The 14,403-nt window shown below is 59.3% G+C and carries 13 protein-coding genes, 1 rRNA gene and 3 pseudogenes; 9 read left to right on the plus strand and 8 right to left on the minus strand.

The window, feature by feature from the left end; genetic code table 11:
• Nucleotides 1-67 precede the first annotated feature (67 nt).
• Complete coding sequence (locus ACIQV9_RS27360) at nt 68-802, minus strand: thioesterase II family protein (protein WP_403108060.1); 735 nt, start codon at nt 800-802, stop codon at nt 68-70.
• Nucleotides 803-1,123: 321 nt separating this feature from the next.
• Here ACIQV9_RS27360 and idi point away from each other — a divergent pair, with 321 nt between their 5' ends.
• The 5 genes and pseudogenes from idi to ACIQV9_RS27385 all read left to right on the plus strand — a co-directional run.
• Nucleotides 1,124-1,690: an isopentenyl-diphosphate Delta-isomerase gene (gene idi / locus ACIQV9_RS27365; protein ID WP_403108062.1), complete on the plus strand. Its 567-nt coding sequence runs from the start codon at nt 1,124-1,126 to the stop codon at nt 1,688-1,690.
• Nucleotides 1,691-1,866: 176 nt separating this feature from the next.
• Nucleotides 1,867-2,667, plus strand: coding sequence for a glucose 1-dehydrogenase (locus ACIQV9_RS27370; RefSeq protein ID WP_403108065.1), 801 nt, complete (start codon nt 1,867-1,869; stop codon nt 2,665-2,667).
• Complete coding sequence (locus ACIQV9_RS27375; RefSeq protein WP_403108067.1) at nt 2,660-4,486, plus strand: glycoside hydrolase family 15 protein; 1,827 nt, start codon at nt 2,660-2,662, stop codon at nt 4,484-4,486. The genes ACIQV9_RS27370 and ACIQV9_RS27375 overlap by 8 nt, the downstream gene beginning before the upstream one ends.
• Before the next feature lie 326 nt (nt 4,487-4,812).
• Nucleotides 4,813-5,202: a hypothetical protein gene (locus ACIQV9_RS27380; protein WP_403108068.1), complete on the plus strand. Its 390-nt coding sequence runs from the start codon at nt 4,813-4,815 to the stop codon at nt 5,200-5,202.
• A 62-nt stretch (nt 5,203-5,264) separates the two neighbouring features.
• A pseudogene (locus tag ACIQV9_RS27385) lies at nt 5,265-5,516 on the plus strand (alpha/beta fold hydrolase); the annotation flags it as partial.
• Here the strand turns inward: ACIQV9_RS27385 and ACIQV9_RS27390 are convergent.
• On the minus strand, nt 5,485-6,468 hold the full coding sequence (locus ACIQV9_RS27390; protein ID WP_403108071.1) for a GlxA family transcriptional regulator: 984 nt from the start codon (nt 6,466-6,468) through the stop codon (nt 5,485-5,487). The pseudogene ACIQV9_RS27385 and the gene ACIQV9_RS27390 overlap by 32 nt on opposite strands.
• An 89-nt stretch (nt 6,469-6,557) precedes the next feature.
• Between ACIQV9_RS27390 and inhA the strand changes: the two genes are divergently transcribed.
• Entirely contained in the window at nt 6,558-7,235 is a 678-nt protein-coding gene (gene inhA, locus ACIQV9_RS27395) for an isonitrile hydratase (RefSeq protein ID WP_403108074.1), read from the plus strand.
• A gap of 605 nt (nt 7,236-7,840) precedes the next feature.
• Here the strand turns inward: inhA and ACIQV9_RS27400 are convergent.
• Both ACIQV9_RS27400 and ACIQV9_RS27405 read right to left on the minus strand, forming a co-directional pair.
• Nucleotides 7,841-8,641: an aminoglycoside phosphotransferase family protein gene (locus ACIQV9_RS27400; RefSeq protein WP_403108077.1), complete on the minus strand. Its 801-nt coding sequence runs from the start codon at nt 8,639-8,641 to the stop codon at nt 7,841-7,843.
• Nucleotides 8,642-8,648: 7 nt separating this feature from the next.
• A complete protein-coding gene (locus tag ACIQV9_RS27405; RefSeq protein WP_403108080.1) occupies nt 8,649-9,137 on the minus strand; it encodes an SRPBCC family protein in 489 nt (162 codons plus the stop codon).
• A gap of 272 nt (nt 9,138-9,409) precedes the next feature.
• Between ACIQV9_RS27405 and ACIQV9_RS27410 the strand changes: the two genes are divergently transcribed.
• Nucleotides 9,410-9,811: a lysozyme inhibitor LprI family protein gene (locus ACIQV9_RS27410; protein WP_403108082.1), complete on the plus strand. Its 402-nt coding sequence runs from the start codon at nt 9,410-9,412 to the stop codon at nt 9,809-9,811.
• Nucleotides 9,812-9,946: 135 nt separating this feature from the next.
• On the opposite strand, the pseudogene ACIQV9_RS27415 reads toward ACIQV9_RS27410, so the two are convergent.
• Nucleotides 9,947-10,399 (minus strand): annotated as a pseudogene (locus ACIQV9_RS27415) (quinohemoprotein amine dehydrogenase subunit beta); the annotation flags it as partial.
• Nucleotides 10,400-10,480: 81 nt separating this feature from the next.
• Between ACIQV9_RS27415 and ACIQV9_RS27420 the strand changes: the two are divergent.
• Nucleotides 10,481-10,837, plus strand: coding sequence for a hypothetical protein (locus ACIQV9_RS27420; protein ID WP_403108085.1), 357 nt, complete (start codon nt 10,481-10,483; stop codon nt 10,835-10,837).
• Between the two features lie 44 nt (nt 10,838-10,881).
• Here the strand turns inward: ACIQV9_RS27420 and ACIQV9_RS27425 are convergent, their stop codons facing one another.
• The gene (locus ACIQV9_RS27425; protein ID WP_403108087.1) at nt 10,882-11,136 is read right to left on the minus strand and encodes a DUF1652 domain-containing protein; all 255 of its coding nucleotides are present in this window, start codon (nt 11,134-11,136) and stop codon (nt 10,882-10,884) included.
• 274 nt (nt 11,137-11,410) lie between these two features.
• Between ACIQV9_RS27425 and ACIQV9_RS27430 the strand changes: the two are divergent.
• Nucleotides 11,411-11,914, plus strand: a pseudogene (locus ACIQV9_RS27430) (aldehyde dehydrogenase family protein); the annotation flags it as partial.
• A 218-nt stretch (nt 11,915-12,132) separates the two neighbouring features.
• Here the strand turns inward: ACIQV9_RS27430 and mrdA are convergent.
• Entirely contained in the window at nt 12,133-14,025 is a 1,893-nt protein-coding gene (gene mrdA, locus ACIQV9_RS27435; RefSeq protein ID WP_403108089.1) for a penicillin-binding protein 2, read from the minus strand.
• 285 nt (nt 14,026-14,310) lie between these two features.
• A 5S ribosomal RNA gene (gene rrf, locus ACIQV9_RS27440) occupies nt 14,311-14,403 on the minus strand; the annotation flags it as partial.

Below are 14,403 nucleotides of genomic sequence, written 5' to 3' on the forward strand. Positions count from 1 at the left end.
TGATGTCGACTGACACTTCGCGAGCAGGCTCACTCCTACAGGGAATTGAGTGATGCTGGGGATGGGATCAGGCGCTGGCGGCCATGGCGTGTCGGCGATGGTGCACATCGAGCTGATCCTTGATCACCCGCAGCACCTTGGCCTCGTGCTCATGGATAAAGAAGTGACCGCCGGCCAGCATGTCCACGGAAAAACTGCCGTGGGTTTCTTTGCTCCAGCCGATCAACTGCTCGGTGGTGGCCCGATCAGCCTTGCCGCCGAGCACGTGCACCGGGCACTTGAGCAAGGGACGCATCTGCGGTTCGAAGCGCCCGCACAGCAGGAAGTCCGCGCGCAGCACCGGCAGCGTCAGGCTCATCAGCTCTTCATTGGCCAGCACTTCTTCGCTGGTGCCGTTGAGGGTGCGCAGTTGATCGATCAACTCGGCATCGGTCTTGGGCTCGGCGAAACCGCGATCGTAGTCGGCCCGCATGGTCGGTGCGGCCGTGCCCGAGGCGAACAGCGCCACCGGCTCCGGGCAACCCAGCGAGCGAAAGGCATGGGCCATTTCACAGGCCAGCAAGGCGCCAAGGCTATGGCCGAACAACGCATACGGCGCCTCGAGCGTGGCTTTTTGTTCCTGGGCGAGTTGCAGCGCCAGGCGTCGCATGTCGGTGTGCAACGGCTCGCCATACCGCGCGCCCCGGCCCGGCAGTTCCACCGGCTGCAGCTTGAGCCACTCCGGCAGTTTGCGCCGCCAGCGGCTGTAGACCATGGCGCTCGCGCCTGAATAGGGCAGGCACAGCAATGTCAGCTGGGTCACCGGGCTTACCTCGAATAGTTGTCTACCAAGGGAACGGATGAGCGCAGCGGGGAATTAGTCTCAACGTTGTAGAGGTGCCGGACATTGATAGTGTGGCGAGGGGAAGAGTTCTGGCGAGTATCGCCGCTCAAACGTGTACAAAACACTTAGGTCGGCACACCCTTTGGCACTTTAACAAGACAATTAAAACGGTCTAACGGAAATTTGCAGAGGGCAAAAGCCTTGACTAGATTTCGATTAATACAGGTACACGTCTGAATTTCCCTACGTCGTCTGGTCAGCAGTAAAGGTCCGGTAGCGAAGACACCATGGAGTCTGGCTATGGACGAATTTCTTATTCTGGTCGACCACCAGGATCACAAAAAAGGCATCGCCGAGAAGTTGCAAGCCCATCAACAGGGCCTCTTGCACCGCGCTTTCTCAATCTTCATTTTTAACAGCGAAGGCCGCCTGCTGCTGCAACAGCGCGCGTTCGGCAAATACCATTCCCAGGGTTTGTGGAGCAATACCTGCTGCGGTCATCCCCGCCCGGGCGAACGGACCGCTGCCGCAGCGAAACGCCGCTTGTTTGAAGAAATGGGCATCACCTGTCCGTTGCTTAAAGTCTTTACCCTTCTCTACCGTGAGCCGGTTTCAAACCAGCTCATCGAGCACGAATACGGCCATATATTCGTCGGGACCTGCGATTGCGACCCCGTCGTCAATCCCGAAGAGGCCAATGACTGGCAATGGCAAACACTGTCCGAGCTTACGCTGCGTATTGCCGCCGAACCCGAGACCTTCACTATCTGGTTCCGCAGACTGCTCGAAACAGTTGGACCCGCCGGGCTAAGCGCCTGGAGAGATCAAGCGCTAGCCGGCCGGCAAGCGGCTCGAGCAAGCACATGACGCATTGAAAATCCTGGCAGGCAGAACCGACCGCCTTCATGGACTGGTCGACCTGATCATCAATCGTCTGCGCTGAATGCGCGAAGATTAAGATCTTTTTTTCATGATCTGCCCTGAACTCTCGCCAGCACCCGCCAGTCAGCTAATTAAGCCCTCAGTTCAAGGCGCTAACGCTGATGCAGATTTCCCTCGACCAACAAGTCGCCCTCGTCACCGGTGCCAGTTCCGGCATCGGTGCAGGCGCTGCCAAGGCGTTGGCCGCCGCTGGGGCCGCGGTGGTGATCAACTACAATTCCCAGGCCGCCCCCGCCGAGGAGCTCGCCCGCACGATCAACGCTGAAGGCGGCCGGGCCATCGCCATTGGCGCCGATGTATCCAAAGAAGAGGACGTCGAACGGCTCTTTGCCCAAACCCTCGAGGCGTTCGGTTCGCTGGACATTCTAGTGGCCAATTCGGGTATGCAAAAAGACGCCAAGGCCGTGGATATGACCCTCGCTGACTGGAACCAGGTGATCGGCGTCAACCTCACCGGTCAATTCCTCTGCGCCCGCGCCGCCCTGCGTATTTTCAATCGCCAGGGTATTCGCGAAGGCGTGTCCCGGGCCGCCGGCAAAATCATCCATATGAGCTCGGTGCACCAGCGGATTCCCTGGGCCGGCCACGTCAATTACGCCGCGTCCAAGGGTGGAGTGGACATGCTGATGCAAACCCTCGCCCAGGAAGTCAGCCACCAGCGCATCCGCATCAACGGCATCGCACCGGGGGCGATTCGCACGGCGATCAATCGCGATGCCACCTCGGGCGAGCACCTGCAGGATCTACTCAAACTCATCCCTTATGGCCGGGTCGGTGCAGTCGAGGACATCGCCAACGCGGTGGTCTTCCTCGCCTCGGACGCATCCGACTATATCGTCGGCACCACCCTGTTCATCGACGGCGGCATGAGCCTCTATCCGGAGTTTCGCGGCAATGGCTGATCATCATCCCGAGCGACAAAGCGCCATCGACGCCCACGGCATCATCGGCGACATGCGCAGCGCGGCGCTGGTCAATGACAAGGGCAGCGTCGACTTTTTCTGCTGGCCGGAGTTCGACAGCCCGTCGATCTTCTGCTCGCTGCTGGACACGCCCGAGGCCGGTATTTTCCAATTGTCGCCAGACCTGCCCGATGCCCGCCGCGAACAGATTTATCTGCCCGACACCAACGTGCTGCAAACCCGCTGGCTCAGCGATCGCGCCGTGGTCGAAGTCACCGACCTGCTGCCGATCGGCGACAGTGAAGATGATCTGCCGGTGCTGATGCGCCAGGTTCGGGTGGTCAGCGGCCAGGCGACGTTTCACATGCGTTGCGCCGTGCGGCATGACTACGCTCGCGCCAAGACCCGCGCGCGCATGGATGAAAAAGACGTGGCTTTCGAGGCCGACAATCAGCCCTCTCTGCGCCTGTCATCGGATCAGACCTTGCGTGTCGACGGCAACGCGGCCGTCGCCGAATTCACCCTCAAACAAGACCAGGGCGCCGAATTCCTGCTCGGCGGCATCGACGACCCGCGTTTCAAGAAAGGCGCCGCCGGGTTGTGCCTGGAACGCACGCTGAAGTTCTGGCGTGACTGGAGCGGCCAGTCCAACTACCGCGGTCGCTGGCGGGAAATGGTCAATCGTTCGGCCCTGACCCTGAAGCTGCTGACCTCGCGCAGACACGGCGCGATCGTCGCCGCAGCCACGTTCGGCCTGCCGGAAACCCCCGGCGGCGAACGCAACTGGGACTACCGCTACACCTGGATCCGTGACGCGTCGTTCACCGTCTACGCGTTCATGCGTCTGGGCTTCGTTCAGGAGGCCAACGATTACATGCGCTGGCTGCGCGGGCGCGTCAGCGATTGTCAGGGCAAACCGATGAAACTCAACATCCTCTACGCCATCGACGGTCGCCAGGAAGTGCCGGAAACCGAGCTCTCGCACCTGTCCGGCCACGGCGGCGCGACGCCGGTGCGCATCGGCAATCAAGCTTACGATCAAGTCCAGCTCGACATCTTCGGCGAGCTGATGGACGCGGTGTACCTGGTCAACAAATACGGCGACGCCATCTCCCACGAAGGCTGGAAACACGCAGTGGAAGTCGTGGATCAAGTCTGTGAAACCTGGCAGCAAAAGGACGTGGGCATCTGGGAAATGCGCGGCGAGCAGCATCACTTCCTGCACTCGCGGCTGATGTGCTGGGTTGCCTTGGACCGGGCCATTCGGCTCGCCTCCAAACGCTCCCTCCCTGCGCCGTTCGCCCGCTGGGACCAGACCCGCCAAGCGATCTACGCCGACATCTGGGACAACTTCTGGAACGAAGAACGCGGGCATTTCGTGCAACACATCGGCGGCACCGCGCTGGACGGTTCGATGTTATTGATGCCGCTGGTGCGCTTCGTCAGCGCCAAGGACCCGCGCTGGTTGTCGACCCTCGAAGCCATCCAGAAAACCCTGGTCCGCGACGGCATGGTCTACCGCTATCGCAACGAAGACAGGCAGATCGACGGCCTCACCGGCACCGAAGGCGCCTTTGCCGCGTGTTCGTTCTGGTACGTCGAATGCCTGGCCCGGGCGGGTCAAGTGGAAAAGGCGCACCTGGAATTTGAACAATTGCTGAGATACGCCAACCCGCTGGGGTTGTACGCCGAAGAATTCGACAGCCATGCGCGACATCTGGGCAACACGCCGCAAGCGCTGACGCATCTGGCGCTGATCAGCGCGGCGAGCTTTCTGGATCGGAAATTGAGTGGGGAGAAGAATTACTGGCAGCCTTGAGACCGCGTCGCCCCTTTCGCGGGCAAGCCACGCTCCCACAGGCCCCGTGTCGAACCCGCCTTTTGCAACCGACACGAAACCTGTGGGAGCGCGGCTTGCCCGCGAAGAGGCCATCAGCCATACACAAAACTTACTGCCTACCCGCAAACCAGTAGCCAATGCGGGGCAAGCACCTACAACCATTAAACAAACCTGCCCAATCACCCGAAACCGCTCATTCCAACTGCCCGAAATCGTTTGTTGCCAGCCGTTACATCCCCCCCTACCATCGACAGTCAACGGGTGCAGCGGAGCTGCCCGATAAAACCCGAATTCAAGGAACCCGAATGAGCCAGCGTATCCACCGCCCCATCGACACCCCTCTCCGCTCCGGCCTGAACCGCGATGAACTGTGGGAAGCCCACGACAAGGGCCTGATTAAATGCTGGGAAATCGGCCGCCAACGCGCCGCCCGTTTCCCCGAACTCGCCCAACGCTGCCTCGTCGCTGAATTGCCAGTGCTGGGCTGGAAAGGTGGCGTCAGCCGCAGCCTGAAGAAACTCGAAAAATATGGATCCCTGAAATACCTGGCCCAATGGCAGGGTTTGCGTGGGGAAGATCTGGATGTTGATCTGGGTGAAGAGCGGGCCCTGACGTGTTCGCGGACCAGGATGGTGGTGACGTTTACGCCGGACCGGTCGAAGTACTTCAACCAGGTGGCGGAAGTCGAGGCCTGAGCCGGCGGCACTCTGGTCGATTTGCATCATCCGTTTCAAAAAAACACCTCTGGAGTGCCCCAATGTATACGCCAGGGGATCCGGCACTGGAGTGGATGGAAGAAGCGCTGACCAAGCAACCGCCGATCAGCGTCCCGACGATTTCCCTGTGTGGGGCCGACGATGGCGTCGGACCGGCCGAGGAGATCGATGACGACATCGAACATTTCACTGGAGTTTATGAGCGGCGAGTGCTGGCGGGCGTTGGCCACAACATTCCCGAAGAAGCGCCCGAAGCGACCCTCAAGGCACTACTGGATCTGCTTCAGCGCTGACAGAAAACCGCTCGCGATAGGCTTGTGGCGTTACGCCCATGGCCCGCAGGAAACTGCGGCGAAGCGTCTCCTCACTGCCGAACCCACACTGCACCGCCACCCGTTTGATTGGCAGACCGGTGTCACTGAGCAAGCGTCGCGCGGTTTCGACCCGGATCAGCTCGATGGCCCGCGCCGGGGTCTGGCCGGTGTCGGCGCGGTAATGGCGAACGAAGCTGCGTTCGCTCATGCCGGCCTGCAAGGCGAGTGTCGGAATGCCCAGGTCCATGGGGAGATTTTCGCTGATCCAGGCATGAAGTTCGTCGAACCGGCTGCCTTCCTTTTGCAGGGACAAGGTCACGCTGAACTGCGACTGACCGCCCGGGCGCTTGAGGAACACCACCAGTTGCCGGGCGACTTCCAGGGCCATCGTGCGCCCGAGATCCTCCTCGACCATCGCCAATGAAAGGTCGATGCCGGCGGTGACTCCGGCCGAAGTCCAGACCGGGCCGTCGTTGATAAAGATCAGATTGGGTTCGACCCGCAATAGGGGATGCTTCTGCGCCAATTGTTCGCAACGGGTCCAGTGAGTCACCACCCGCCGACCATCGAGCCAACCACTGGCCGCCAGTAAAAACGCCCCGGTGCACACCGAAGACACCCGCCGACACGCCGTAGCATGTTCACGCACCCAGTCCACCAACGACGCATCTTCCGCCGCCGCGTAAACACCCCAGCCGCCGGCGATGATCAAGGTATCGCTGCCTTGCTCGGGCAACGGCTCGGCCAACAGCGCCAGCCCCGCCGACGACATCACCACCCCGCCACCGTTGGCAATCACCGTCGGCGCGTAGGGCAGCGGCAAGCCTTGTTGACGGGCGATGTCGTTGGCCGAGGCGAACACCTGCAACGGCCCGGTGACGTCGAGCAATTGCACATTGGCGAATGCGAGCACATGAATGGTTTTCGGCATGTTGGCGTAATTCGTGGGGTGATTGGCGGATACGCCAGATCCTACGAGCCTAGAGTGAAGCCGTCCACCCACTTCATGAGAAAAACACCATGACTTTGCAGATCGGTTTTCTGTTGTTTCCACAGGTTCAACAACTGGACCTCACCGGCCCTTATGACGTGCTGGCCTCGCTGCCGGACGTGAAGGTGCATTTGATCTGGAAGGACCTGGTGCCGGTGACTTCGAGCACTGGGCTGGTGCTGAAGCCGACCACGACCTTCGACGATTGTCCGGCGCTGGATGTGATCTGCATTCCCGGGGGTAGCGGTGTCGGGCCGTTGATGGAGGATGAAGAAACGCTGGCCTTCATCAAGGCTCAGGCGGCCAACGCACGTTATGTCACATCGGTGTGCACCGGCGCGCTGGTGCTCGGCGCGGCCGGTCTGCTAAAGGGCAAACGCGCGACCACGCACTGGGCTTACCACGAATTGTTGGCGCCTTTGGGGGCGATACCGGTGAAGGATCGCGTCGTGCGCGACGGCAATCTGCTGACCGGTGGCGGGATTACCGCAGGGATCGATTTTGCCCTGACCCTGGCCGCTGAGTTGTTCGATAAGGACACGGCCGAGCTGGTGCAGTTGCAGTTGGAGTACGCCCCGGCACCGCCGTTCCAGGCAGGCTGCCCTGAAACAGCGCCAAAGAGCGTATTGGCAGAAGCTCATCGGCGTGCCGCGCCATCCCTGCAGCAAAGGGCGCAGATCACTGAGCGGGCGGCGGCCAGGCTGTAGTTGTACTTTTCGACAGGCGAAAAAAAACCCGCCTCGGCGGGTTTCTCAAGACCATTTTCGACATCCTGTCGGCAGCCATCCTGGCCAATGGTCGATCATCCGTGATCCTGAGCACTCCCTGTGCTTCAGTTGATGAATCCAGAATAAGCGCAACGGCGAAGCATCAAAAGACGACATACCCGTTAGCCGGTGTAAGCCTTTGACCATTTAAACCCTGAAACACCATTCCTGTAGCAGCTGCCGAAGGCTGCGTTCGACTGCGCAGCAGTCGCTGGGTCACACACTGGCGTTTATTCAGATGCACCGTGCCCGCATGGTTTACGACTGCTGCGCAGTCGAACGCAGCCTTCGGCAGCTGCTACAAGGGATCGTAGTTTCTGCAGACGAAAAAAAACCCGCCGAAGCGGGTTTTCCCAAGACCATATCGACTTCCTGTCGGTAGCGAATCCTTGCTAATGGTCGATCATCCGTGATCCTGGAGCACTTCCTGTGCTTCAGTTGATGAGGCTAGATTACGCTTCGGATCCAATGTGCAACAGACGACATAGCTACCATCGCGTGTAAGACATTCGCCATACCCGCCCTTCCGAAAACCCTTAGACGCGTCAGGCAACCAGCATGGAAGCCGCGAGTTCAGAGGCCTGCAGCTGACCGTGTGCCGCAAGCTCATCGTTATCCTCGAGAAACCAGGCCGCCGACAACCCGCCAAACGCCAACACCCATTGAAGCAGCCGTTGACGTTCAAGCCCCGCGGCTTCGGCCACCACCTCGATTTGTCGTTGGAAGCGCTGCGGATCATTCGCCGTCGGCAGTTCGGGATTGCAGATCAGGTTGGCGTAATCGAACCCGCGCTCGCCGATCACCCGCTTGGGATCGATAGCGAGCCAGCCTCGCGGGCCGAAATCCAGGACATTGTCGTGATGCATATCACCGTGCAAAACCACCACATCTTGCGGCTCGGCGAGCAGCGCTTCGGCGGTTTTCAGACTGAGCGAGTAAGTGCCGCCCTGTTGTTCGGCGGCCATGCGCAAGGAAGCGAACCATGACGATAAGGGAATCAGCGGCGGTGGTGATGATGGACGCGGTGCGTGTAAACGAGCCAGCGCCGCGCACAGGATCCGGCTGGCCTCGTCATCCAGGCCGTTGAGCGCCATGTGCATCAGCGATCGCTCGCCTTCTGCACGTTCCAGCACCAACGCATCGCCATGATGAGCGTAAACCCGTGCGGCGCCCTCGCCGTCCCACCAGGTCATCAGCAGATTGCCGAACTTTTCCTCGGCATCGACGGCGACCTTCAACATGGCCGGCAAATCCCCCATCCGTACCGGCAGCAAACGACTGCCGGGCGTGATGATCGGTTCGCCGTCCGGCACCAGTGCCCAGCGTTTCAGCCAAGGTTCAAACATGCAGCCTCTACTCTTCCTGATGCTCGCGAGCCTTGGCGCTGGTTTTCAGAAACTCTTCGATATTGTTCATTTGCTCATCCCAGCCACGGCTATCCATGCGGAACGCCTTGAGCCTGCGCGTCTGCGGAATGTGATCAAAACCGGACTCGGTGACCTTCAACAAAGTGCCTTCATCCATGTCTTCGAGCTCGAACTTCACCAGCGTGGTGGGTTCCTGGGAGTAATCGATATCGGGCTCTATCGCATACGGGTGCCAGCGAAACGAAAACACCCGCTCCGGCTCAACCCGCTCCACCAGCACATTCCACAGCAAATGCTCATAACCGGGGTAAGTGATCTGCCCTTGCGTCCATTCACCGGCGACAAAGCGCTTGCCCTCCAGCGCCACCCCAAACCACTGCCCGAAGGCTTCGGCATTGGCCACCACACGCCAGACGTGCGAGCGCGGCACTCTGAGCAGGATTTTCCTTTCGATGCGATCTGATGCTGGGTTCATAAGTCACCTCCTGTACTGAACAGTAGGCCTGTAAGACCACAAGACCAACCTTAAAGTTGTATCAATGGGGAGTTGTTATCAAGCATGTCTGAAATATTCGGCTGCATTTGCAGTGGTAAGTTCTGGCTCGCAGACGAATGCCTGGCAATGTACGCGGACCGTTGACGCAGGCAAGCGCTTGGCTAAAGAGGTTGCACCTCACTTCGTTATTGGTTGACCACCCTCTTCGCTACACTGCATTTCAACGTTTACCCATCACAGCGAGAATCACTATGCACCCACGCTTCCTCCTGGCCCTGACGCCTTTGCTGTTCACCACCGTCGCCCACGCTGCCGACTGCGACAACGCGACCGACCAGGCCACGATGAACCAGTGCGCAGCGCAGCATCACAAGGCAGCGGATAAGGAGTTGAATGCGCTTTACCAGCAGATCACCCAGCGTTTGAAGAGCAATCCGGACAGCAAAAAACTGCTGATCGGGGCGCAGCGTTCGTGGATTGCGTTTCGGGATGCCGAGTGCAAGTTCTCGAGTGCCGGGGTGGAAGGCGGGAGTGTGTATCCGCTGATCTACAGCAACTGCGTGACTGAGTTGACCAAGGCGCGGGTGGAGACGTTCAAGAATTATTTGAAGTGTCAGGAAGGGGATATGGGTTGCCCGGTGCCTGGGGCTTGATGATTCGGGGACTTTTGGGGCCTCTTCGCGGGCAAGCCTCGCTCCTACAGGTTCGGAGTGATCGCACCACTTGGTACGACGCTACCCTGTAGGAGCGAGGCTTGCCCGCGATGGCGTCAGTTCAGACGCCACCATTTACCGGACAAATATCTGCGCCGTCGTGATCGCCATATCCCCACCCGGCAATTTGATGTTGCCAATTTGCTTCATGCTCTCGGGATCAAAAATCGCCACGTCATTAAACGTCCCCGCCAGGTAGATCTTGCTGCCGTCCTTATTGAAGGAAATGCAGTAGTAAGAATGATCCAGCGTCGCCGCCTGCAGCATTTTCTTCTCCTTGATGTCGTACTTGGCCAGGCGGTTGAGCACACCAAACATCAGGTTCGGATCCTTGGGCGAGCGCATGCCACTGAAGTAGATTTCCGTCAGCGGGCCGAAGTCGGTGGTTTCGGTCTTGCCGGTTTTAAGGTCGATGCTGAACAGTCCATACAGGTATTCGGCCGTTGCGGGGTCCTGCTTCTTGTCCTTGAATTTCGCCGTGGTGTAGAGCAGCGAAAAGTCGTGGCGATAGGTCTGCTGGTTCCACACAGTTCATCGCCCGACGATTGACGGCCGTTGCAGGCGGGTGCGAAATGGTGGTTCACCGATTGCCAGTCAGGGGAAAACAAAATGGCAAGCATCACTGTCCTGGCGGGGGACTTTCTGCAGGGTGATGGAGAGTACAAAGACGGCGTTTTTACCCTCAGGACGTCGCTTCATCCGTGGCCCGGCATCACCCTCCCGCTCTCATCGTTCAAGCGCGTGGAAGTAGCCAACGCGGAATCGATCAACAACATCAAGGACGCCATTGGCTTCGGCGTGGCGGGTGCGATGTTCCTTGGGCCTATCGGCGCGATTGCGGGATTCATGCTGGCCGGCAAGGAAACCGAAGTGACCTTTCTTGCGACGCTCAAAGATGACAAAAAACTGTTGGCTGCCGTAGATGGCGACACGTTTGATGAAATTTCGCGCAAGCTACATTCCTGATCCGCCATCCCCCGCAGCACTTGCGTGTTGCGGGGGACGCCGGCTCAACTGGCCAATGTCGAGGAATGTCTTTTATGAGCTTCGATTTTTTGCTGAAGATCCGCCAGCAGTACAGCAATGTCATGGGGACTGTTCAAGTTCCATACGGGGACGTTCGTGGCGATCAGGTCCACTTTTCCGGTCATGCAATCACAGACCCGAATCGTGAGAGACTGGTCTGCTTCCATGATGCACGTGCACACGGCGGGCAGCATTTTGTGTTCAATGATGCTTTGAATTTCCAGGGTTGAAAGGAACATCGTTACCTCCCTTACGCCAGATGGGTGGCCGGATGAACGGTCCATCGCTTCATCCACCGAGCCAGAAAATTCTAGACCCCACTACTGGGTGTCTCAAGGTCGCAACCGGTTGCTCGTCGTCTCATGTTTGTCGCAATTTGCAACAGCCGCACTGAGTCCGCCGCTTCCTTGATTGCCCCAAAACCCCGCCGACCAAGGGTGGTCCGACTTTTCCCGGCACTTGGCACAGCCATTGCGAAGCCTCGTTCTCACGAACAACAAGAGGTCTCGACACATGCCCCTCCCTTACTTGCTTCCCGCCACTTCGGCGTTTATCCAGCGCGCTCCGCGCATGCTTATCGGCGGCGACTGGGTCGAGGCCGCCGATGGCCAGACCATGCCCCTGCACAACCCGGCCACCGGCGAAGTGCTTTGCGTAGTGCCACGGGCCACGCCCGAGGACGTCGACCGCGCCGTGCTGGCCGCTCGTCAGGCCTTCGATGACTCGGCCTGGACCCGCACCCGCCCACGGGAGCGGCAGAGCCTGTTGTGGAAACTAGCCGACCTGATTGAACGCGACGCCGAACTGCTGGCGCAACTGGAATGCCTGAACAACGGTAAAAGCGCAGCGGTGGCCCAGGTCATGGACGTGCAGCTGTCCATCGATTTTCTGCGCTACATGGCCGGCTGGGCGACCAAGATCGAAGGTTCCAGCGTTGAAGTGTCGTTGCCGCTGATGCCCAACGATCAGTTCCACAGCTCCATCCGCCGCGAAGCGGTGGGCGTGGTCGGCGCCATGTGGAAGGCGAGGACGATTTCTCTGCCAAGGGGATTCGAGGTATTGCCGACGTCGTCAGGGCGATGGCAAGTGCCTTGCAGCACTTGGGTTTCATCTGGGGGACCGAGTCATCGTTCATCGCGGGCAAGCCACGCGCCTACAGTGATCGGGCGGCGCCTGGAGAGCTTCCAGCACAGGCTGAAGTTTCTTGAGCCTGTGCTGTGTGAAGCCTTGGGTGCTCAGACGTGAGGATCGCCCGGTGCTTTGCTCGGCGTGGCGTATTGCGGCTTGAGATGGCCGTCCTGATCGAGTAACCAGGCGTCCATGATCTGCCGTACCACGGGGCCGGCGACGCGACCACCGGCCTCACCGTTTTCAATCATCACCGAGATGACGATCTTCGGGTGCTCGGCCGGGGCGAAGCCGACAAACAAGGCATTGTCGCGGTTACGCTCCAGGGTTTTCGCCCGGTTGTAGCGCTCGCCTTGCTTGATCGCGACCACTTGCGCGGTACCACTCTTGCCAGCGATGCGGTACTGAGCGCCCTGCGCAGCGGCTCGGGCAATCCCGCGGGCGTCGTGCATCACCATCTGCATGCCATGATTGACCTGTTCCCAGTCACGCGGATCCTTGAGCAGGATGTTCGGCATCGGGTGCTCGTCCACCGGCGCTACGCCATCCACAGTCTTGGCCAGGTGCGGTCGGTTCCACACGCCTTTATTGGCGATCAGCGCGGTGGCCTGGGCCAGCTGCAGCGGCGTGACCTGCATGTAGCCCTGGCCGATGCCAAGGATCACGGTTTCGCCCGGGAACCATGCCTGACGGCGCGTGGCACGCTTCCAGGCCTGGGATGGCATCAGCCCGGCAGACTCTTCGAACATGTCCAGCGAGACTTTTTCACCGAGGCCGAACATGGCCATGTAGTCGTGCAGGCGATCGATGCCCAGCTTGTGGGCCAGATCATAGAAATAGGTGTCGTTGGAGCGCATGATCGCCGCGTCCATGTCCACCCAGCCGTCGCCGCTGTGGTTCCAGTTACGGTATTTGTGATCGAAGTCCGGGAGTTGGTAATAACCGGGGTCGAAGACACGGGTCTGGGGAGTAACGACACCGGCATCCAGGCCGGCAATGGCCACCTCGGGCTTGATGGTCGAACCCGGCGCGTAGAGACCGCGCAGGACGCGATTGAACAGCGGCCGATCGATGGAGTCGTGCAGCGCCGCGTATTCCTTGAAGCTGATGCCGGTGACGAACAGGTTTGGGTCGAAACTGGGCTTGCTGACCATGGCCAGCACTTCTCCGGTCGACGGGTCGAGAGCCACCACTGAACCACGACGATCGCCCAAGGCTTGCTCGGCGGCTTCCTGAAGTTTGACGTCCAGGCTCAGGACAATATTTTTGCCGGGGATCGGATCAGTGTGCTTGAGCACTCGCAGTACGCGGCCCTGAGCGTTGGTTTCGACTTCTTCATAACCCACTTGGCCATGCAACTGCGACTCGTAGAATTTTTCGATGCCGGTCTTGCCGATGGATTGAGTGCCGCGGTACTCCACCGTGTCGAGGGCTTTGGATTCTTTTTCGTTGATGCGACCGACATAGCCGATCGAGTGCGCGAAGTGTGCGCCCAACGGGTAATGGCGGACGAACTGGGGCTCGACGTCGATTCCCGGCAGACGGAACTCGTTGACCGCGAGAACCGCGATTTGCTGTTCACTGAGCTCGTAGAACAGGGTGACCGGCACGAACGGGTGGCGCGCCTGCTTCATGGCCTTGTCGAACAGTGTCCGGTCTTCGGCTGGCAAATGCAGGAGGTTGACGACTTCATCCAGTTCTTCTTTGACATCGGAGGCGCGTTCGCGGGTGATGGTGAGGTTGAAGCTGGGACGGTTGTCTGCCAGTACCACGCCGTTGCGGTCATAGATCAGCCCGCGCGTCGGGGTGATCGGCAGGACATGGACGCGGTTGTTTTCGGAGATTGTCGAGTGATAGTCATACTCGACCACTTGCAGGAAATACATGCGCACCACAAGTGCGCAGGAAATGGCGGCGACGAACAAGGCGCAGGCGATCAGCCGTTTGTTGACGAGGCGCGTCTCTTTTTCGTGGTCCTTGATGGGTATCGGTTCGGGCATTTCTCTAGCAGCTCTATGACTATAAAAGGGGTGCCGATCCGTAGGCCTGAAAAATCAATCCGTTAAAAAAACGAGCTGCACCATACCAAAAACTGTGCAGTCACTTTAGTGGGATTTTCCCGAATGGTTGTCCTTGAGGGCCAAAACGACAGTCGACTATTTCTTTGAACTCGTGCGTTTTGTACCTGGGATAGCCGTTGGGCTATCCCTTTTTTGTCACGCCACTTTTCTACGGACAAAACAAAACCCCTACCTGCATACGCAGATAGGGGTTTCGGAATTCAATCTTGACGATGACCTACTCTCACATGGGGAAACCCCACACTACCATCGGCGATGCATCGTTTCACTGCTGAGTTCGGGATGGGATCAGGTGGT

Source organism: Pseudomonas sp. NPDC099000, from assembly GCF_044759925.1.
GTDB lineage: Bacteria > Pseudomonadota > Gammaproteobacteria > Pseudomonadales > Pseudomonadaceae > Aquipseudomonas.